Genomic DNA, 20,866 nt, shown 5'->3' on the forward strand with positions numbered 1-20,866 from the left:
AACAACAACGCCCGTGAACAACTTACTCCATAGGACGAAAGGTGACAAGGTGATCTGGACGATCGTGTTCTTCCTGTCTGCAGTAAGTTTGCTGGCGGTGTACAGTTCAACAGGCTCTTTGGCATACCGGGTGTACAGCGGGCATACCGAGTACTACCTTTTCAAACAACTGTCCGTACTCATTCTCGGATTGATGATCATCTATTTTGCGCACCGCGTGAACTATACGATCTATTCGAGGGTGGCGCAGATCGGCTTCCTGGTATCTATCCCGCTGCTGATGTACACACTGGCCTTTGGCTCCAATCTGAATGACGCCAGCCGCTGGATCCGGCTTCCGGTCATTAACCTGACCTTCCAGACCTCGGACATTGCGAAGCTTGCCCTGTTCATGTACGTGTCCAGGCAACTATCCCGCAAACAGCAGATGATCACGGATTTCAGGAAAGGATTTTTGCCGATCATCGTACCGATCGTCATTATCTGTGCGCTGATCATGCCGGCCAATATGAGTACGGCATTGCTGCTGGGCGCCAGCTGCATGCTGGTTTGCTTTATCGGCCGTGTACCGTTGAAATACCTGGCGGCAATGGTCGCAGGCGTAGTGGTGCTGGTGCTGCTGATGTTCTTCATTGCCAGCATATCCGGCAACAAGGGCCGTACGGCCACATGGGAAAAAAGGGTGGAAAGCTTCTTCAGCAAAGAAGACAGCGATGTGCCTTACCAGGTGCAGCAGGCCAATATCGCCATAGCCGGTGGAGGCACACTGGGCAAAGGACCGGGCAACAGTACGGCGCGGAATTTTTTACCGCATCCGTATTCCGATTTTATATATGCCATTATTCTGGAGGAGTATGGTATCTTTGGCGCCTTTTTGGTGTTGAGCGCCTACCTCCTGCTGTTGCTGAGAAGCATCCGGATATTCAAGAAATGCCCGTTTGCATTCGGGGCATTCCTCTCGCTCGGGCTTAGCGTTACACTGGTCATACAGGCGTTGATGCATATGGCGGTAAATGTGCAGTTGCTGCCGGTAACCGGTCTCACCCTTCCGCTGGTAAGCATGGGAGGCTCGTCCGTGATCTTTACCAGCCTGGCGATCGGAATTATCCTCAGCGTATCCCGGCATGTGGAAGAAACAGAAGGAAAGCAGGAGATGGCCAATGTGGCCGTAGCGGCATAAAAAAAGCGTGTAAACGTTCGCGTTAATATATAAATGAATTTGATTTGGCACACAAAGTGATCATAGCAGGCGGCGGTACAGGAGGACATATCTTCCCGGCCATTGCTATTGCCAACGCGCTCCGCAAGCTGGAGCCGGATGTGGATATTCTCTTTGTGGGCGCCAAAGGAAAAATGGAGATGGAGAAAGTGCCGCAGGCAGGATATCCGATAGAAGGCCTGGAGATCGCCGGTTTTAACCGCAGCAATATGCTGAAGAATCTCCTGCTGCCGTTCAAGCTGCTGAAAAGCCTGCGTCATGCAGGAAAGGTGCTGGACAAATTTCAACCGGATGTAGCCGTAGGCGTAGGCGGATATGCCAGTTTCCCCATACTGAAGCAGGCACAGCGCCGCGGTATTCCCACCCTCATACAGGAACAAAATTCCTGGGCAGGGAAAAGCAACAAGATACTGGGCCGTAAGGCGCAGCAGATATGTGTGGCATACGACGGGATGGAAAAATTCTTTCCTCCTGAAAAGATACTGCAGACCGGCAACCCCGTCCGCGGCGCCATCACACAAAGCGCCGTATCCCGGGAAGAAGCCCTGCTGCATTTCGGCCTGGCGAAAGGCAAACCTACTTTGTTTGCCGTTGGCGGCAGCCTGGGCGCCAGGTCCATCAACGAAGCATTGCTGCCTCACCTGGCTGATTTTGTGAATAAGGACATACAGCTGATCTGGCAAACCGGCAAGCTGTATTACGATACCGCCAAAGCAGCGGCCGCGCAATATGCCACGCATGTGAAGGTCCACGATTTTATCAATGTGATGGACTTTGCCTACAAAGCGGCGGATGCGGTGATCTCCCGCGCGGGAGCCCTCGCCATCGCAGAGATCTGTGTGGTGAAAAAACCGGTGATCTTCGTGCCTTATCCTTTTGCGGCGGAAGACCATCAGACACAGAACGCGCTCAGCCTCGTCAATAAACAGGCCGCGCTGATGATAAAGGATAGTGAAGCCGGCGCACGGCTTGCCAATGAAGCGCTCAGCCTTGTACAGAACAAGGCGCTGATGCAGCAGCTGGAAGCGAATATTGCGCCGCTGGGAAATATGAATGCGGATATGACCATCGCCCGGGCAGTGCTGGGGCTGATCAAATAATACAGTTCCCCTTTCGGGAACGGATATATGGAACTGAGTAACATACATAGGGTTTATTTTGTAGGTATCGGCGGCATCGGTATGAGCGCCATTGCCCGCTTCTTTAACGAGAAGAGCGTGGCCGTGAGCGGTTATGACAAAACGCCTACCCAGCTCACGCAGCAACTGGAAACAGAAGGCATCGGCATTCACTATGCGGAGGACCTGGCGCTGATCGACAAGGCTGCGGACCTGGTGGTGTACACACCCGCCATACCCGCCACACATAAAGAACTGGTGTACTTCCGGGAAAACGGGTATGAAGTGGTGAAACGCAGTGACGTACTGCAGGAGATCACCCGGGAGCTGTTTGCCATCACTGTGGCCGGCACGCACGGCAAAACCACCGTATCCACCATGATCGCACACCTGCTGCGGCATACCGGCTACGGATGCAATGCTTTCCTCGGCGGCATCAGCTCCAATTATGGCAAGAACTTCTGGAGCAGCGACAAACCGGTTGCCGTGATAGAGGCCGATGAATATGACCGCTCTTTCCTGAAACTGAGCCCGGACATCGCTGTACTGACGGCCATGGACCCGGACCACCTGGATATCTATGGCACCGCGGAAGAAGTGGAAGCCGCATTTATCCGGTACACCGCCAATATCAAACCGAACGGCACCTTGCTGGCACGGCACGGCCTTCCACGGGGAACAGATCTGCACGGCGACAACAAGCTCAGCTACAGCCTGCAGAATGATGCTGCAGACATCTATGCCGTTAACATCCGGATGGAGAACGGCGGGTATGAATTTGATGTGATGCAGCAGGACTGGATAATCGATAACCTGAAGCTCTATATCGGCGGCATGCACAATGTGGAGAATATGGTAGCCGCTGTCAGCGTGGCTCACCTGCTCGGTATCAGCAGTGAAAAAATAAGGGCTGCGGTGGCTGATTTCAAAGGCATCCGCCGCCGGTTCGAATACCTGGTGAAAAATGAAAAGGCGGTGTATATAGACGACTATGCACATCATCCCGAAGAGCTGAGAGCGCTGATCACCAGTGCAAAAACTTTGTTCAGCGGCCGGAAATGCACGGTGGTTTTTCAGCCGCACCTTTACTCCCGCACCAGGGATTTTGCGGAAGGGTTCGGAGAAGTGCTGTCCATGGCGGATGAAGTAGTGCTGCTACCCATTTATCCGGCCAGGGAACTGCCCATCGAAGGGGTGAGCAGCGAAATGATCGCCGCCCGGATCAGCGGACCGGAAGTGAAGATCATCAGTCGTGATGAAGTACCGGCATACCTTTCCGGAAATGCTCCGGAAATGCTGATCACGGCCGGGGCGGGAGATATTGACCGGTTACGTGAACCGTTACAGACATTATTGAACAACAAATAAAGTATTCATAATTATGGCACCAAAAACTGCAACAATCCTCAGGCGCATTTTCACTCTCCTTCTCTGGAGCGGTGTGCTGGCGGGTTTTGTGGTACTGCTCGCCGCAGCGGTGCAGGAAAAGGATACCGCAAGATGCAAGGGCATCCGGGTACAGCTCAGGGGAGATGACCGGAATGCGTTCATCGATGAAAATGATATCAAGGCCCTGGTCCTTAAAGACAAGAGCCGCAATCCCGTTGGCACTCCGGTTAGCGAACTGGATATCAATAACCTGGAACAGATCGTGGAAGCAGATCCATGGGTACGCTCCGCCGAACTGTACGTCGATAACCGGCAGATACTGAATATCGATGTGGTGCAGCGGGACCCGCTGGCCCGGGTGTTCACCTTCTCCGGAAACAGCTTTTACCTGGATGAGCAGAATGAGCGCATCCCGGTATCAGACCGCTTCACTGCAAGAGTGCCGGTATTCACCGGTTTCCCTACGGAAGCGGAAAAACTGAGGAAAGAAGACAGCCTGCTCTACAAACAGATCGGCAACATGGCGCGCTTCATCGCCACGGACACCTTCTGGAATGCACAGGTAGAACAGGTAGTGATCACCGGGGACCGGAAATTCGAGATCATTCCCAAGCTCGGCGATCATGTGATCGTTTTCGGAGAAGGGAACGATATCGAAAAAAAGTTCAACAAACTGCTGCTGTTCTACCGCGAAGGACTGAGCAAAGCAGGATGGAACACCTATTCGCGCATCAACATTGCCTACCATGAAGAAGTGATCGGAACGAGAAGAGATGGCAAAAGCGCACCGCCACCGCCCATGTACAGAGATACCACCGACGCCGATGTGGCGATGGACGAAGATCTCCGGGCAACGGTAGCGGCCGTCGATCCGAAACCAGCGGACAACCCCGTACCGGTCAAAAAACCGAAAACGGACAAACCCGCTTCCAGCAAAACCGTCAAGCCAGCCGCCAAAAAGCCTGCAAAGGCCGGCAGCCAGAAGCCCAAAGCGGTATATCCAGGTAACAATCGTAATAATCGCAACTAAAAAATAAACATCACACCATGAATCAGGAAGCTCCCATCATTGTAGGTCTCGACATTGGAACCACGAAGATAGCTGCCATCGCAGGAAGGAAGAATGAATACGGGAAACTGGAAATCCTCGGATTCGGGAAAGCCCCATCATTTGGCGTACAGCACGGAATGGTGCTGAATATCGACCAGACGATCAAGGCCATTCGTCAGGCCCTGGAAAACTGTTATGCCTCCAACCCCAACCTTGAGATCAACGAAGTATATGTCGGCATTGCCGGTCATCATATCAAAAGTCTCCAGACCCGCGGCGATATCGTACGCAGCGACACCGATGCGGAGATATCCCAGAAGGATATCGACCAGCTGATCAACGATCAGTATAAAACGGTAATCCCTGCCAGCGATCAGATCATTGATGTGATCCCGCAGCAATATATTGTGGACAGCCTGCAGAACATCACGTATCCCATCGGCATGAGCGGTGTGAAAGTGGGCGCCAACTTCCATATCATTACGGGAGACAAGAATGCGATCAGGAATATCAACCGCAGTGTGGAAAAATCCGGGCTGCGCATCAAAGACCTCGTACTGCAGCCCCTGGCCTCTGCCGCGGCGGTAATGTGCGATATGGACTTTGAAGCCGGCGTGGCGATTGTAGATATTGGTGGCGGTACAACGGACCTCGCCGTATTCTATGAAGGCATCCTGAAACATACCGCGGTGATCCCCTACGGCGGTGAGAATATCACCAACGATATCAAGAACGGCCTCGGGGTATTGAAAACACAGGCGGAACAAATGAAGGTACAGTTCGGCTATGCGCTGGCGGATGAAGCCAAGAACAACGCCTACATCACCATACCCGGCCTCCGCGGGCAAAGCCCGAAAGAGATATCCGTGAAGAACCTGGCCCATATCATCCAGGCCAGGATGAGCGAGATACTGGACTTCGTGGTGTATCACCTGAAACAGATCGGGATGGACAACAAAATGCTCAACGGCGGCATCATCCTGACGGGCGGCGGCTCACAACTCAAACATCTCATACAATTAACCGAATACACCACTGGCGTCAGCGCACGCATCGGCTACCCCAATGAGCATCTTGCCAGCGGGCATACCGACGAGCTGACGAAACCGATGTACGCAACCTGCGTAGGCCTGATACTGAAAGGCTATAATGATTACGAGAATGACAAAAGAGCGCTGGAAGAAAATTATGTAAAGATCAACACCAGCTATTTCGCGAAAGAACAAGCGGCACGAACGACCGAAGAAGAATGGATGGATGAAGACGAAGACGCCGCAGAAACGGCCGGTGAAAGGCAGGAAAGAAAAGCAAAAGAACGCAACGCCTCTCTCAAGGGTTTCCTGGACAGGATGAAAACAAAGATCATCGACATGTTCACCGAAGAAGAGGACGCCAAACTGTAATGCAGTTCTATGGCGTGATTGTTGCAAGTAAAAACAGTTTTAAAAAATAACGATCAAAACAGTAGCGTAGGAAAACGGTACGTTAATACTAACCCAAAAAAAGAGTAAGAGTCATGATACATTTTGATCTTCCAAAGGAAAAATCCTCCATCATCAAAGTCATTGGCATTGGTGGCGGTGGTAGCAACGCGGTGAACCACATGTTCAGCCAGAACATCGAAGGGGTGAACTTCATTATATGCAATACCGATGCACAAGCTATTGCAAACAGCCCGGTGCCCAACAAGGTACAGCTGGGGCCACACCTCACGCAGGGACTGGGAGCGGGCGCCAACCCTAGGATCGGAGAGCAGGCAACGGAGGAATCCTTTGAAGAAATCAAAAAGATACTGGAGGTGAATACCAAAATGGCATTCATCACCGCAGGCATGGGCGGCGGCACCGGCACCGGAGGCGCTCCCATCATCGCCCGCATCTGTAAAGAGCTGGGTATTCTCACCGTCGGCATCGTAACCACCCCCTTCTCTTACGAAGGGAAGAAACGCATGCTACAGGCGGAAGAAGGCATCAACCGCCTGAAAGATTTTGTAGATACCCTGCTGATCATCTCGAATGACAAGCTGCGCCAGAAATTCGGGGACCTGAAGTTCAAGGCCGCATTCGAGAAAGCAGATAATGTGCTGGCCACCGCAGCCAAATGTATCACCGATGTGATCAACTCCACCGGTCAGATCAATGTGGACTTTGCGGACGTTTGCACCGTGATGCGCAATGGTGGTGTGGCTATCCTCGGCGCCGCCGTAGCAGAAGGTGAGAGCCGTGCGCAGAAAGCGATCGAAGAAGCGCTGACTTCTCCGTTGCTGAACGACAACGATATCAAGGGCGCCAAATGGATCCTGATCAATATTTCCTCCGCCGAAGGCGAGTTCGAGCATACGCTGGATGAAATGGATACCATCCAGGCTTATGTGCAGAGCATGGCTGGGGAAGATTGCGACGTGATCCTCGGTGTGGGATACGACCAGTCGCTGGAGCGCAACCTTGGGGTGACGATCATTGCCACCGGCTTTGAGCAGAACCCTATCCAGCAGATAAAACCCGCCAATACAGATGCCGGACAGAAGGACGAGCCGAAGATCGTGATGACGCTGGGCGCCGAAGGCGAAGAGAAGAAAATGAACAACCAGGGCATGCTCTTCTCCGACGAAGAACCCGCCGAAGCGAAAGATATGATGGCGCCTATGCTGGTAGAACCACAGGTCACCTACCCCGCTCCCGCCGCAAACTTCGTTCCGCCGGTGGAAGAAAAAGAGACCTTTGTACTGAACATATCACCGGTTGAGCCGGAGCCTGCGCCCCCTGTTCCACCCGCTCCACCGGTGCAGCCACCGGTTCAGCAAATGCCGCAACAGGTGCAGCCGCAAAAACCCGCTGCCCAGGCCCCTTCTGCTACTTCCGGAGGTTACCTGAACCGGCCCTCCAACATTTATGTGGAACCGGTGAACAATCAGCAGGACGACAAGCCTGAAATGAAGATGGTGCTACGGGAAGAGCCAGCCACACCGGAACAGCCGCAGCAGCCGCAACAGCCGGAAGCGCCGCAACAGCTCCACGACGAGCAGCAGGATGAACTGAAGCGCAAACAGATGGAACGTGTGGCAAAGCTGCGCAGCATCAGCTTCAACGTGAAGAATATGGAGAACAACCAGGAAATAGAGAACGTACCTGCTTATCTCCGCAGGAATGTCGGGCTGGATAACGGGTCCGGATCAGCCGAGAACTTCTACTCCGGCTACGCAGTAGGCAGCAATGGCGAGAACCAGGCAGAGATCAATACCATCAATACTTTTCTGGACGGCAAAAAACCGGATTAAGATATATTACGTTTGATTGTTTTTTTAGTTGTGTTAAAAAAATCCTCCGATTCCTCGGAGGATTTTTTATGTCTGCTTTTCCGCAGGGCATCAGCAAATGCCCTGTGCTTATATACCGTTCAGCATATCGTTTGCCGCTGTCACCATCTCTCCGGCCTTCCTTGTTTTCAAAGCATCCAGGTTAAATTCCGCCAGTATCTTTTCAACTTCCGCGCCTTTGCCTTCGGCCTTCAGCATGCGGATCTTTTCGTAAGCCTGAATGCCTTCCACCAGCCTTTCAAAACGAATGGAAGAGCGCGGCCCTGGATATACGAGATAAGTGTCCCCGGCCGCCCAGGAGCGGAAGCGGGAATCCTGCAGCGGCGCCTTTACCCAGCAGTTATAGGCCCAGCGCAGGTAACCTGAGTAATCTTTCGCGGCAGCATGCCATCCCAGCCAGGCGGACTCTGCCGGTGGGGAGAAAGTGAAAGTGTTCGGGAACCCTTCCGTACAGCAGGTATAATAAGTGGTGGGCCAGCCTTTCTCCGCTCTCCATTTCCTTTCTTCAGCCGTGAATTCCTGCCCCGAGGCCACGCAATAATCAAAAATATCATTCACCAGCTCCTTATGATAGTTGCCGGCCAGCGAAACCTTCAGGTCCTTATCCACACTGCGGATCAGCTTGATAGCGCTCTGCATGGCTTCCATGGGGCGTTCGTCCATCGCAATGCAGGTGATATCGAACCAGCCCTTTTCCTTCAGATGGCTGGAAAAATCCGCCAGCATCGGGCGCCAGTGATTATCGTATTCTGGCGTGCCGGGCTTGGCAACGATGAACGTGTCCCTCCCTGCCGCTTCATCGAAATAATAGAATTTCAGGTTCCAGGGGATCATGCTGTAGCAGGCCACCTGTTTGGTGACGCCCATGTCCTGCATGAAAGACACCCATTTGTCGAATACCGTATAATCGAAATTCCAGGAACCGTCTTTTTTCTTCGTCCATTTCACCATATCGCCATAGATATCTTCGGTCTGGCTGTTCCAGGGATCATAGATGATGCTGGTGGTGATCACTTTCTGACCGGCTTTGGCAAGCATTTGCATATAAGGTTTCATCGCAGCGAAATGCTCTTCGCTCCACGGAGCCACGTTGTACACCCTTGCTATCGCATATGGACTTTGCCACAGGTCCAGGTGAAAGTCCCAGTTTTCCGGTTGGGGCAGCGTGCGTTCCCCTACGGTGATTTCGTATGCCAGTTTTGCCGGGTCTTTCTTTTCTCCCATCATCACCGTCACCTGTCCCTTATACGTACCCGCAGGTGTATTGGCAGGCACAGCAACGCTGAGCCATACCGGCTGGGTGGTACGGGCGGCGATATTAATAGCGGGAATGATGTCGATGGCGTCCGCCACCAGGGAAGAATCAAAATCTTCCGGTTTGCGATGCCCACATCCCGAGCCATCTTTATTCAGCTCATCCGTCATCACATACCGTACAAAACCGGTATTCACTGCGGACGCCGGGATGCTGTTGCCCTGATCATCTTTCAGGTCGGATTTTTCGATGCTGACTGCCTCCAGGGCGTCTGTGGTGTAGATCAGGAACTGGGTATGAATTTTTTCGCCTTTCCAGGCGCGGGTGTTCCAGCTGGCTTTCAGGGAAGCGGGATCGGGGGCATTACGTTTTTCATAACGGATGTCGGCACTGCCGAATCCCGCATGTGAGCCGGGTGTTACGGCTGCCCAGGTGGCCTCGTCTACCGGCCGGGGATCGGGCAGTTCCTGGTATTGTTGCGGTTGCTGTTCCTGCTGCTGTACGTTTACATTGCAGGAAATTGCCAGCAGCAATGCTGCGGCATAAAAGAGCTTCATCATACAAGACATGTTTTAGAGTAGAGACCCTAAATATAATACCTGTCCTGTTTTCCAGCAACACTAATCCTCCTCCCGGTATCTTTCGTGTATCCTTTTCAGTTGAAGATTGGTCACCGGCGCCACCACCAGCGGGAATTTTTCCAGGGTCACGTAGCTCGAGTCCAGCCCGAAGCCTCTTTCCTCGGACAATCCGATCCTTTTCAGCAGGAAATACAGGCGCATGATGATGCGCTCATGCAGCGGAAGATCGTTATCGTGCGAAAGGAATTTTTCCATGACGATGAACTGGAAATCGCCGACTACATTATTCTTGCTGAGCGACTCGTAGCGGCTGGTGATGTTCACCTCCTTGTTGCGCACCATATCCTCCACTACCATCCTGAACATCAGGTTGATGCGCTGCTCCACCCTGAAACCCAGGCGGAATTCCACGCGGATCACCTCATTCGGAATGATGGTCTGCACCGAATACTCGCTCATGTACGGTTCATCCACCACATCCACATGCACGAACCAGTAAATATCCGCGCGTTTGGGCTTTTTATTGAGGATGGAGTAAATGACCTTGTGCTCGATCTCCTTCGGATTGTCGGCACTGCTCATATACACGAGGTGGGTGGCATATTTGGGGATGGTGGTATCGTTGCTCAGTTCCTGCAGGATAGGCAGGTAATCTTCCAGCTTCACGAACTCCACATAACGGTTCTTGATCTTGCGGGAACGGAACCAGGCGTACATCACGAGGAACAAGGCCCCGGCCACGATCACGGTCACATAGCCGCCATGCATGAATTTCACCAGGTTGGCGAAAAGGAACGAGAATTCTATGGAAAGATAGACCACCAGGTACAGGGCGATCCACATCAGCTTTACCCTGCGGGTATATAGATAAAAGGCAAAAAGGCAGGAGGTCATCAACATACAGATGGTGATAGACAGGCCATAGGCTGCCTCCATCTTCCCGGATTCGCGGAAGATCAGCACAATAGCTGTACATCCGACGAATAACATCAGGTTAATGCCGGGGATATACAGCTGCCCCCTTAATTCGGTGGGGTAGTTGATTTTCAGCTTGGGCCACAGGTTCATCCGCATGGCTTCGGAGATAAGGGTAAAAGATCCGGAGATCAGCGCCTGGCTGGCAATGATGGAGGCAATGGTAGCGATCAGTACCCCGAAAATGACGAACCATTCCGGCATGATGCTGAAAAAGGGATTGATACCGCCCGCCAGTGTCTGCCCTTTCTGGGTGAGCAGCCATGCACCCTGACCGAGATAGTTGAGTATGAGGGATGATTTTACGAATATCCAGGAAATACGGATATTGCCCCGTCCGCAGTGCCCGAGATCGGAATACAGGGCTTCCGCCCCCGTAGTACAAAGGAAGACCGCCCCGAGGATCAGAAAGCCCTGGGGGTAAAGGGTCAATAATTCAATGCCGTAGTAGGGATTAAAGGCTTTCAATACAGAGAGGTCATCCGCAATATGGGAAACGCCGAGTACTGCCAGCATACCGAACCACACGACCATAATGGGCCCGAACATCTTTCCGATGGACATGGTGCCGAACTGCTGCATGAAGAACATGCCGCTGATAATGGCCAGTACGATCTTCACGATGGTCCATTCCCCCAGGTCCCGGAAGACCTGCAGGGTACGCAAACCTTCAATGGCCGAGGTAACGGTAATAGGCGGGGTAATGATGCCGTCAGCCAGCAAAGCCGCTCCCCCGATCATCCCGAAGATGACGGTCCACTTGCCATGCCTTCGCACCAGCGCGTATAGAGAGAATATCCCGCCCTCGCCCTTGTTATCCGCTTTCAAGGTCAGGATCACATATTTTACCGTCGTCTGGAGGGTGAGCGTCCATATAATGCAGGAAATCCCCCCGATCACCAGCAGTTCACTGATCTCGTTAGGTCCGACAATGGCTTTGAACACATAGAGCGGAGAGGTACCGATATCGCCGTAGATGATCCCCAGGGCCACGATCAGGCCGGCCAGGGTAGCTTTATTGAAATCTTTTACCACGCTTAATAATATAAGATGAAACTGCGGTTACATCTGGTCATGAAAGAAATGGCAGATGAAAGGCAGGTTCAAATTTAGTGATAATTACGAATTATCCATGTGAATAAAACGGCTATAAAAAAAGAGAGGCCCTGCGGTTAGCAGGACCTCTCGGAAATATTTACCTATGATGTGGTATTAGTTGGCAGGAGCCAGATCTACAGTACCTGCATCACCAGGAGTGTTTTGTTTGATGAAGCGACCGCGGTCGATACCTTGTTTTTCAGCCAGGTAATCGATCACAGCGTCCACACGGCGGGAGCTCAGGTCAACACCACCTTTCTTGCCTTTGGCACCAGCGTGGCCGGTAACCAGTACATTACAGGAAGGATTCTGACGCAGTGTGTTTGCTACGCTACCCAGAACAGCTTCGAAATCGCTGGAGATACGGGTAGAGCTACCTTTGAAAGATACGCTGGGCAGTACCAGGCTGGCGCAGGAGAACGTCTGGATGTTCTTGCAGCACTCAGGATCCGGGCATTTACCAACACCATCGGCATCAACCGGCTGGCAATAAGTAGGTGTGATCAGTTCTTTGTCTTTGTAGTCAGGAACACCGTCACCGTCAGTATCTTTAGCTACACCGTGAGAATCAACGGGAGCACCTGCAGGTGTGTTAGGCTCGCGGTCGAACTGGTCTGTTACACCGTCACCGTCAGCATCAGGCAGTACCGGAGTCGGCAGCTTCATGCGGCGGGGGCTGTTCAGCTCGTTGTAAGCGAAGTCCATCGGATTAACCCACCAAAGCGGTTCAACACGTTTGTTGGGGTTACCCAGGTTGAAGTTCAGACGCAGGCTGGTGTAAGAGATGATGTCTTTGCTGGCATCATATACACCGGAATTGTAGCCATCCATGTAATCATCGAAAGGCATGGTAACTTTCTGTTCAACGCCGATGTTGAAGCGTTTAGACACTTTGAATGCGATACCGGTACCCAGGTTCAGTGCGTGACGGAGCAACTGGTTGTCGTCGTTACGGCCGATCTGGATCCTGTTGCCCTGAGAAGGAGCATTTTGCTCGTAATCTTTGTCATTCAGGTCTTTCAGCGCGTCGCGGATGTCTTTCTTTTTACCACCGAAGTTGATACCGCTGTAGTCATAAGCAGCAGTACCATTCAGGGCGTCCACGTCTACGTCAGCAGCCAGGATGCTGTAACCGGCCAATACGTACCAGTTAACTTTAGGCTGTGATTTGTAGAACAGGATGTTGCTCAGGGAGGCGATCATGTCCAAAGACAGTGCGTGGGTAGCTGACTTGTAATTGGGAACGATGTTGCCGCTGTTATTGCCTGCGGTTGCAGCCCATGCATTGGAGTTTGCATAGTTTGCAGGTTTCAACTGGTAATCCAGACCATAGTCAAAAGAACCAGTGTACTCACCTCTGATAGAGAAAGTATGACCGAGAGCTTTTCTTAAAGAGAAACCGCCGCCAAAACCGGGCAGAGCAGCTACATCACCTTTGATGAAGTGGTAACCGCCGTGGAAACCAAGTTCCCACATATTTCTTGGTTTGGCCGGGTAGTCGGATTGGTTGTTTCTGAAGCTGTTAAACTGCTCCATATTACGAGCCGAAACTTTGGAGGAGTCCAGGGCATCATAATTGGGTTTAACCTGCGCAAAACCAGGAGATGCAGCCAGAAGGGTCATTGCACCTGCCAGTAGTAAGTACTTTTTGCTTGCCATAATTGTTTTTTTATTTAAAAACTGTTAAAGATTTTACAATTAACGCGTTTTTTACCAAGCAAAGGTAAAAATCCTAAATGAATATACAAATTTTTCTTGCGATTTTATTTGCATTGGTAAGTGCCTCAAAATTAGGGTATAATTAAAACATCCTTAAAAGAACTTCCGGGGCTTAACTACAAATTCGGGGCCAAATTATCGAAATATGATATTTTAGGGCTAGCTTAGCGAACCTTTTTATTTAACACATGGAGGAAATTAAACAACTGATCGGGAAGGAATTACAGGATTTCGAAGGAAAGTTCGCAGACGCGGTGAAAAGTGATGTTCCCTTGCTGGACAGGATCATGCACTACATCGTTAAACGAAAGGGTAAACAGATCAGGCCCATGTTCGTCATCCTGTCCGCACGCCTGTTCAATGACAGCATTAATGAGGACACTTACCGTGCCGCCGCCCTCGTGGAGCTCCTCCACACCGCTACCCTCGTGCATGATGACGTGGTGGACGACTCCCTGGAACGCCGTGGCTTCTTTTCCGTGAACGCCCTCTGGAAGAACAAGATCGCCGTACTGGTCGGGGACTACCTGCTGACCAAAGGCCTGTTGCTGTCCCTCAATAATAACGACTACCGCACCCTCCAGATACTTTCCATGGCCGTAAAGGAAATGAGCGAAGGCGAACTGTTGCAGATCGAAAAGACCCGCCGCCTGGATATCAAGGAAGATATCTATTTCGAGATCATACGCCGCAAAACGGCCTCCCTCCTCGCCTCCGCCTGCGCCGCCGGCGCCTGGAGCACCTCCGCCTCGGAAGATCATACCGAAAAAATGCGCCTCTTCGGCGAAAAAGTAGGGATCGCCTTCCAGATCAAGGACGACCTGTTCGATTACGGCGCCGCCAACATCGGCAAACCCACCGGCATCGATATCAGGGAAAAGAAAATGACATTGCCGCTGATCTACACCCTCCAGCACGCCCCCCGGGAACAGAAAAGATATATCATTAATATAGTCAGGAACCACAATAAGGATAAAGACAAAGTCAACGAAGTGATCGAAATGGTGAAGGAAAGCGGCGGTATAGCCTATACACAGCAAAAAATGCTGGAATACCGCGACGAAGCCCTGACCATTCTGCACCAGCTTCCCGGCAGCGAGGTCCGCTCCGGGCTGGAGTCCCTGGTCCGCTTTACCACGGACCGGAAGTTTTGACCTGCTTGCAGAGCAGGATAATTCCACGTTTTGGCGTAAAGTATCCCCCGGAAAGGGATAATATGCCAATCATCCTTATATTACAACCGAGACTGATTGAACATTGGAAGCATCTTCCGCAAGCAAGAATTCATGCAGAAACGCTGGACCGTTAAGAAATATCAACCACGAGAAGAACAACTGCTGCAGGCAGCTTTGCGCATTCATCCCTTACTTTGCAGATTACTGGTACAACGCGGTATCAGGAAATTCGATGAAGCCAAACAATTTTTCCGCCCTACACTGGACGATCTCCACGATCCCTGGCTGATGAAAGACATGGACCGGGCCATCTCCCGCCTGGAACTGGCCTTTTTCCGGCAGGAAAAAATTCTCGTTTACGGGGATTATGATGTGGATGGCACCACCGCCGTAGCCACCGTCTACAGTTTCCTGCACTCCATATATAATAACCTGGAATTTTATGTGCCGCACCGTTACCGGGAAGGATACGGCGTATCCATGCAGGGCATTACCTATGCCCATGAGCATGATTTCAGCCTCATAGTGGCGCTGGACTGCGGTATCAAATCCGTGGAGCATATCGCCTATGCCCGGTCCCTCGGCATCGATTTTATCGTCTGCGACCACCATTTGCCGGATACCACGCTGCCGGATGCCGTGGCCATCCTCAACCCGAAACAGGATGACTGCCCCTATCCCTACAAGGAACTGAGCGGATGCGGTATCGGCTTCAAACTGATCTCCGCCCTGGCACAGAAAAAAGGCATCCCGATGACGGAGGTGTATCAGTATCTGGACCTGGTGGCCACCAGCATTGCCGCGGACATCGTGCCGATGACCGGCGAAAACCGGGTACTGGCCTACCATGGCATCAAACAGGTGAATGAATCCCCCAGCTCCGGCATCAAGGCGCTCATCGACCTCAGCAACCTGAAAGAAAAAATGACCACCTCCAACCTGGTGTTCGTCATCGCTCCCCGCGTGAATGCCGCCGGCAGGATGGATGATGCCCGCAAGGCCGTGAACCTCTTCATTGAAAAGGATGTGGACAAAGCCAAGGCCTTCGCGGAAATGCTGCATGCCGACAATTTCGACCGCAAGGAGATAGATATGACCATCACCCAGGAGGCCGTGGCCATTATACAGAACGATGTGGCGCAGCTGGACCGCAAATCCACCGTGCTTTTTCAGCCGCACTGGCATAAGGGGGTAGTGGGCATCGTAGCTTCCCGGCTGATCGACAAATATTATTACCGCCCTACCGTCATCCTCACTCAGAGCAATGACAAGGTTGCAGGTTCCGCCCGCTCCGTTTCAGGGTTCAATGTATATGAAGCGATCCACCAGTGCAAGGAACTGCTCGAAAATTATGGCGGGCACTTTTACGCGGCGGGGATGACCCTGCTGCCGGAAAACGTCACCGCCTTCCAGGAAAAGTTCGAAGCCGTGGTTGCGGCCACCATCCATCCGGACATGCTGGTGCCCGAGATCGTCATCGACACAGAAATTTCCTTTGCGGACATTACGCCCGCTTTCTACAATATCATGCGGCAATTCGAGCCCCTCGGCCCCGAGAACCTGCGGCCCATATTCCTCGCCCGGAACATCATGGACACCGGGTATTCCAAAATTGTAAAAGACGAACATCTGAAACTCTCGGTGAAACAAAGAGGTTATTCCTTCTCCGGCATCGGGTTCTTCATGGCGGATAAATTCGGGATCGTCGCCAGCAAACAGCCTTTTGATATGGTATTCACCATCGAGGAAAATGAATGGAACGGGAATACCTCGCTCCAGCTGAAAGTGATCGACATCCGGGCAGCTGCGGGAAGCTGAATCGCGGCGGCGGGGCTTCCGGTGCCTTGCCCCTGAGACGCCATTTTACCGCCCGAAGCAGCATCACAGCCGCGCGCAGCAAAACGGCGCGAAATATTCCGCGCCGCAGCATATCATGGTTTCCGTTTTCACGCTTACAGTTTTTGCGCCTTCATCCACTCGAACAAAGCCGGGTCCTTATACGCCTTCGTCCACGCATCATGCCCGCCGGTGGGATGTTCTGTGTATTTCACCAGCGTGCCGCCGCAATCCTGAATGGCCTTTACCATATCCCGGGACAACTGCACGCTCACTGTGGGATCATCGGCATTATGAAACACCCAGACCGGCTTGCTTTTCAGCACACAGGCTTTTGACGGCGTACCGCCCCCGCATACCGGCGCCACAGCCGCAAAGTTCTGCGGCGCATACTGTGCCCAGTCCCAGGCGCCGTAACCGCCCATACTAAGTCCTGTCAGGTAAATGCGGGAAGAATCAACATTGTATTTTTCCAGCACCTCTTTATACAAAATATTCAGACTGGGCGCATCCCACCACCCGTTTTCCCTGCATTGCGGCGCGATCAGCACGAACGGAAAGTCAGGGTCCTGACCCGCGATCCCCGCCAGCCCGGCCCGCTTCACCTGGTTCAGGTCACTGCCCCGCTCACCGATGCCGTGCAGGAAAATGATAACCGGCCATTTCGTGGTTTTCTTTTCGTTATAGGAAGCCGGGATCTGCAGCACGTAATCCGTTACGTCCTTCGGATGGTTCACTTTCTGAAAAGAAACGCCCACCGGCTGCGGGATGAAACCGGTCGTATCGGTATCCTCGCCGGAAGGGAGGGTGTCTGTGCTGTTTCTGGAGCAGGAGACCGCTGCCAGGAGTATGGCCAGCATCCATAAAGAAATGGTTAAGCGCATATGGTTTTGCTATTGTCAGGCAAGGTGCAAGTTCCATACCAAAAAACTGACAACTATCCGAAAAGCCGCCACCAGCTTACGATTATTTATAATCCTTGAAATAGATGCATGTATAACAGCTTGCCTTCATCTGCTTTTCTTCCCGAAAGACCGGTAAATGTCAAACAAAACGAATGGCACGCTCCAGGAAAGCCATATGACCGAAGGTGCGGTCTCCGCAAAGCTTCCAAGCCCCTGCACAAGCGGATGGTACATCAGAAAATTCTGTGCGATGAAGGCTACCGTAACGATGTAGCTCCTTTTTGTCCAATCTTCATGCAGGCGCATCTTCCGCATGCGCACAAAATACCAGGCCAGTCCCGCTGCCGTCACCCAAAGGCCGGCCAGCACATACAGGGAAAGCACATAGGCCCAGCCTTCAGACCAGGCTGTGGTGGACGTAAGATAGAGGGCGCAACTGCCACCGATCAGGATTGCCATAATATACACCTTGCCCATGGCACGGTGCACGTGCAGATACCTGTTCCTGAATTTCGCCCATAACAGCAGAGGGCCGGTGAGCAGGGCTACAGCCCCGCCGGCAATGTGCCCGATGATCAGCCACTTCACGTCCAGGTATTTGCCCAGCGCTTCCGGTGTCAGCGTATAGAATTTTCTGTTCAGCCAGATGAAGTATGCGGAGGCAAGAAACAGGAGCGTTCCTGCCACCAGCTTTACTGTGGATGTAATGCGCGTGTTCATGTTTTTCATGTTTCCTTCTTGTTGTCTACAAAGTTGGAACATTGCTTCCGCACCGGAAATAACCGAAAACCGATTCGGGTACGGAATAATTTTTCGGTATGGGCCGTTCCCGGGCCGTGCCGTATATTTGAATGGAATAAACACGCAGGTTATGTACAAGAGAAAAACACCCGAAGATCTCGAATGCGGTATCACTGTGGCCATGAAAGTATTTGGCGCGAAGTGGAAACCCTGTATCATTGATGCCATCCACCGGGGAATACATCGTCCGAGCAGACTGCACAGGGAGATACCCTCGGCAACGCCCCGTGTGATAGATATGCAGCTGCGGGAACTGGAGGAATCAGGTGTGCTGTTCAGGATCGCTCACCCGGGCGCTTTATTAAAAGTGGAATATTATCTGACCGAATTGGGCAAGTCTATTTTGCCCATTATCGAAAGCCTGGATCAGTGGGGGTATAAGAACAGGCATATTTTGCAGCAAAAGGAAAACGCCGGGACGGAGCATTTTAAAGAAAAATTCCCGCCGGGAGCGGATCATAAAAATCCAGATGCCCGGCAGGAATATATCATGACATGCAGGAAATAAGCTATGCTTTTCCTAACAGTTCTACGCTGCGGTTCACAAAGGCGGTCAGGTCCGCCCCCGTCAGCAGGTTCTGGGAAAGCAGCGCCAGATCGGCCAGGTTGCGTACCAGCTTCTGTTGCTTATCTCCATTCCCCTCCTGGAGGATGTTCAGATAGATCGGATGATTTGCATTTACGGTCATAGTGATCTCATCCGGCATATTGGCGTACCAGCTGGCCGCAGAGCCACCCATCGCCGCCATATCCTTCATGCGGCGCATGAATTCGGAACGTGTTACGATCACCGGCTGCTCCTGCGCATTCAATCCTTTCAACTCCACTTTGATGTTGGGCTGCTGCAATTGCGCACCGAACAGCTCTTTCAGTTTACCTTCCTGCTCTTCGCTCAATACGCTCTGTGTTTGCGCTTCCGCATTGATGAGGTTATCTGCGATATCGGCATCCACGCGAGTGAATTGCACGTTCTCCCATTTTACCTCCATCTGGTTGATGAAAGCCGCGTCCACCATCGTATCCAGCTTCACGACCTTGTACCCTTTGGCCTGTGCGGCCTGTACATAGCTGTCCTGCTGCACGGGATTGGTGGCGTAGAGGATCACCAGTTTATTGTCTTTGTTGGTTTGCAGCGCTGCAGTGGCGGTGCGGTATTCTTCCAGGGTATAAAACGCATTGTCCGCCACGTCTGAGAAGATGTGGAATTTGTTGGCTTTGTCCAGGAACTTGTCGTCCGTCATCATTCCGTATTTCACGAACAGGCCGGTGTGCTCCCATTTTTCTTCGAATGCTTTGCGGTCGTTCCGGAACATTTCATCCAGTTTGTCCGCCACTTTTTTGGTGATGTGGGCGTTGATCTTTTTTACGTTCGGATCGCCCTGGAGGTAACTGCGGCTTACGTTCAACGGAATATCCGGCGAATCGATCACACCATGCAGGAGCATGAGGAATTCCGGTACGATATCTTTCACTTCGTCCGTTACATATACCTGGTTGCTGTACAGGTTGATCTTGTCTTTCTGAATCTCGTAGGACTTGGTGATCTTCGGGAAGTAGAGGATGCCGGTGAGGTTGAACGGATAGTCCACATTCAGGTGTATCCAGAACAGCGGCGGCTCCGCGAAGGGGTACAGCTCCTTGTAAAAGTTCTGATAGTCTTCCGCGTTCAGGTCGCTGGGTTTCTTTACCCAGGCCGGTGTGGTATTGTTGATCTGCTTGTCTTCAAAACGGATGGGCACAGGCAGGAAGCGGCAGAATTTTTCGAGGATGGTGCGGATGCGGTGTTCGTCCAGGAATTCTTCGCTTTCTTCATTGATATGCAATACGATGTCCGTACCGCGTGATGCTTTTTCAGTTTCCTCCAGCTGGTATTCAGGGCTGCCGTCGCATTCCCACCTTACGGCTTTTGCATCAGGGCGCCAGGAGCGGGTGAAGATCTCCACCTGGCTGCTCACCATGAAAGAGGAGTAAAAACCAAGACCGAAATGCCCGATGATATTGGCGCCATCGCCCTGGCCCTTGTATTTCTTGACGAATTCCTCGGCGCCGGAGAACGCTACCTGGTTGATGTATTTGTCCACTTCTTCGGCTGTCATGCCCACGCCCTGGTCTGAAATGGTGATGGTCTTTTTTTCTTTGTCCAGCGTGACGGTAACGTCGATGCTGCCCAGATCGCCCTTGAATTCTCCTACACTGGCCAGTGTTTTCAGCTTCTGCGTGGCGTCCACGGCATTGCTGACCAGTTCACGCAGGAAAATGTCGTGATCGGAGTACAGGAACTTCTTGATAATGGGGAAGATATTTTCTGTTTGTACACGAATGGCACCTTTCTGCATAGTATTATCAGTTTTTAGAACGAGGATCACTTTCAAAGGGTATGCCATCGGAAAGGCTGCTGACAAGATGACGGATTCCGGTGGTTTATCGC

At 52.1% G+C, this 20,866-nt stretch carries 15 protein-coding genes; 9 read left to right on the forward strand and 6 right to left on the reverse strand.

Annotated features, from left to right (window positions below; translation table 11 throughout):
• The first annotated feature begins 13 nt into the window (after positions 1 to 13).
• The 6 genes from FW415_RS23985 (at position 14) to ftsZ (ending at position 8,054) form a co-directional block, all read left to right on the forward strand.
• Complete coding sequence (locus FW415_RS23985) at positions 14 to 1,180, forward strand: FtsW/RodA/SpoVE family cell cycle protein (protein WP_148389634.1); 1,167 nt, start codon at positions 14 to 16, stop codon at positions 1,178 to 1,180.
• Positions 1,181 to 1,224: 44 nt separating this feature from the next.
• Positions 1,225 to 2,319, forward strand: coding sequence for an undecaprenyldiphospho-muramoylpentapeptide beta-N-acetylglucosaminyltransferase (gene murG / locus FW415_RS23990; RefSeq protein WP_148389635.1), 1,095 nt, complete (start codon positions 1,225 to 1,227; stop codon positions 2,317 to 2,319).
• Positions 2,320 to 2,346: 27 nt separating this feature from the next.
• The gene (murC, locus tag FW415_RS23995; protein ID WP_148389636.1) at positions 2,347 to 3,705 is read left to right on the forward strand and encodes a UDP-N-acetylmuramate--L-alanine ligase; all 1,359 of its coding nucleotides are present in this window, start codon (positions 2,347 to 2,349) and stop codon (positions 3,703 to 3,705) included.
• Between the two features lie 13 nt (positions 3,706 to 3,718).
• A complete protein-coding gene (locus FW415_RS24000) occupies positions 3,719 to 4,756 on the forward strand; it encodes a cell division protein FtsQ/DivIB (protein WP_148389637.1) in 1,038 nt (345 codons plus the stop codon).
• 17 nt (positions 4,757 to 4,773) lie between these two features.
• Complete coding sequence (gene ftsA, locus FW415_RS24005) at positions 4,774 to 6,180, forward strand: cell division protein FtsA (RefSeq protein ID WP_148389638.1); 1,407 nt, start codon at positions 4,774 to 4,776, stop codon at positions 6,178 to 6,180.
• 113 nt (positions 6,181 to 6,293) lie between these two features.
• Positions 6,294 to 8,054, forward strand: coding sequence for a cell division protein FtsZ (ftsZ, locus tag FW415_RS24010; protein WP_148389639.1), 1,761 nt, complete (start codon positions 6,294 to 6,296; stop codon positions 8,052 to 8,054).
• Between the two features lie 108 nt (positions 8,055 to 8,162).
• Here ftsZ and FW415_RS24015 read toward each other — a convergent pair whose 3' ends face one another.
• The 3 genes from FW415_RS24015 to FW415_RS24025 form a co-directional block, all read right to left on the reverse strand.
• On the reverse strand, positions 8,163 to 9,908 hold the full coding sequence (locus FW415_RS24015) for a DUF4091 domain-containing protein (protein WP_148389640.1): 1,746 nt from the start codon (positions 9,906 to 9,908) through the stop codon (positions 8,163 to 8,165).
• 60 nt (positions 9,909 to 9,968) lie between these two features.
• Positions 9,969 to 11,939 carry a KUP/HAK/KT family potassium transporter gene (locus FW415_RS24020; RefSeq protein ID WP_148389641.1) on the reverse strand — a complete coding sequence of 657 codons (1,971 nt, stop codon included), beginning with the start codon at positions 11,937 to 11,939 and terminating at the stop codon, positions 9,969 to 9,971.
• A gap of 177 nt (positions 11,940 to 12,116) precedes the next feature.
• Positions 12,117 to 13,661, reverse strand: coding sequence for an OmpA family protein (locus FW415_RS24025; protein ID WP_148389642.1), 1,545 nt, complete (start codon positions 13,659 to 13,661; stop codon positions 12,117 to 12,119).
• Positions 13,662 to 13,909: 248 nt separating this feature from the next.
• Here FW415_RS24025 and FW415_RS24030 point away from each other — a divergent pair, with 248 nt between their 5' ends.
• The gene (locus tag FW415_RS24030) at positions 13,910 to 14,875 is read left to right on the forward strand and encodes a polyprenyl synthetase family protein (protein WP_148389643.1); all 966 of its coding nucleotides are present in this window, start codon (positions 13,910 to 13,912) and stop codon (positions 14,873 to 14,875) included.
• 96 nt (positions 14,876 to 14,971) lie between these two features.
• On the forward strand, positions 14,972 to 16,714 hold the full coding sequence (gene recJ, locus FW415_RS24035) for a single-stranded-DNA-specific exonuclease RecJ (protein ID WP_246858853.1): 1,743 nt from the start codon (positions 14,972 to 14,974) through the stop codon (positions 16,712 to 16,714).
• A 134-nt stretch (positions 16,715 to 16,848) separates the two neighbouring features.
• Here the strand turns inward: recJ and FW415_RS24040 are convergent, their stop codons facing one another.
• Positions 16,849 to 17,616 (reverse strand): hypothetical protein, encoded by a 768-nt coding sequence (locus tag FW415_RS24040; protein WP_210420785.1) that lies wholly within the window; start codon positions 17,614 to 17,616, stop codon positions 16,849 to 16,851.
• 126 nt (positions 17,617 to 17,742) lie between these two features.
• Positions 17,743 to 18,357, reverse strand: a complete 615-nt coding sequence (locus FW415_RS24045; protein WP_168208962.1) for a DUF2306 domain-containing protein — start codon at positions 18,355 to 18,357, stop codon at positions 17,743 to 17,745.
• A 151-nt stretch (positions 18,358 to 18,508) separates the two neighbouring features.
• Between FW415_RS24045 and FW415_RS24050 the strand changes: the two genes are divergently transcribed.
• Positions 18,509 to 18,946: a helix-turn-helix domain-containing protein gene (locus FW415_RS24050; RefSeq protein ID WP_148389645.1), complete on the forward strand. Its 438-nt coding sequence runs from the start codon at positions 18,509 to 18,511 to the stop codon at positions 18,944 to 18,946.
• A 1-nt stretch (position 18,947) separates the two neighbouring features.
• On the opposite strand, the gene htpG is transcribed toward FW415_RS24050, so the two are convergent.
• Positions 18,948 to 20,774, reverse strand: coding sequence for a molecular chaperone HtpG (gene htpG / locus FW415_RS24055; protein WP_148389646.1), 1,827 nt, complete (start codon positions 20,772 to 20,774; stop codon positions 18,948 to 18,950).
• Between the last annotated feature and the right edge of the window lie 92 nt (positions 20,775 to 20,866).

Origin of the sequence: Chitinophaga sp. XS-30 (assembly GCF_008086345.1) — a bacterium.
Taxonomy (GTDB): Bacteria; Bacteroidota; Bacteroidia; order Chitinophagales; family Chitinophagaceae; genus Chitinophaga.

Excerpts from the sequence above, each read along its gene's own strand:
- murC (WP_148389636.1), top strand. The coding sequence starts at position 2,347 with ATGGAACTGAGTAACATACATAGGGTTTATTTTGTAGGTATCGGCGGC.
- FW415_RS24000 (WP_148389637.1), top strand. The coding sequence starts at position 3,719 with ATGGCACCAAAAACTGCAACAATCCTCAGGCGCATTTTCACTCTCCTT.
- ftsA (WP_148389638.1), top strand. The coding sequence starts at position 4,774 with ATGAATCAGGAAGCTCCCATCATTGTAGGTCTCGACATTGGAACCACG.
- ftsZ (WP_148389639.1), top strand. The coding sequence starts at position 6,294 with ATGATACATTTTGATCTTCCAAAGGAAAAATCCTCCATCATCAAAGTC.
- FW415_RS24015 (WP_148389640.1), bottom strand. The coding sequence starts at position 9,908 with ATGATGAAGCTCTTTTATGCCGCAGCATTGCTGCTGGCAATTTCCTGC.
- FW415_RS24025 (WP_148389642.1), bottom strand. The coding sequence starts at position 13,661 with ATGGCAAGCAAAAAGTACTTACTACTGGCAGGTGCAATGACCCTTCTG.
- FW415_RS24030 (WP_148389643.1), top strand. The coding sequence starts at position 13,910 with ATGGAGGAAATTAAACAACTGATCGGGAAGGAATTACAGGATTTCGAA.
- FW415_RS24040 (WP_210420785.1), bottom strand. The coding sequence starts at position 17,616 with ATGCGCTTAACCATTTCTTTATGGATGCTGGCCATACTCCTGGCAGCG.
- FW415_RS24045 (WP_168208962.1), bottom strand. The coding sequence starts at position 18,357 with ATGAACACGCGCATTACATCCACAGTAAAGCTGGTGGCAGGAACGCTC.
- FW415_RS24050 (WP_148389645.1), top strand. The coding sequence starts at position 18,509 with ATGTACAAGAGAAAAACACCCGAAGATCTCGAATGCGGTATCACTGTG.
- htpG (WP_148389646.1), bottom strand. The coding sequence starts at position 20,774 with ATGCAGAAAGGTGCCATTCGTGTACAAACAGAAAATATCTTCCCCATT.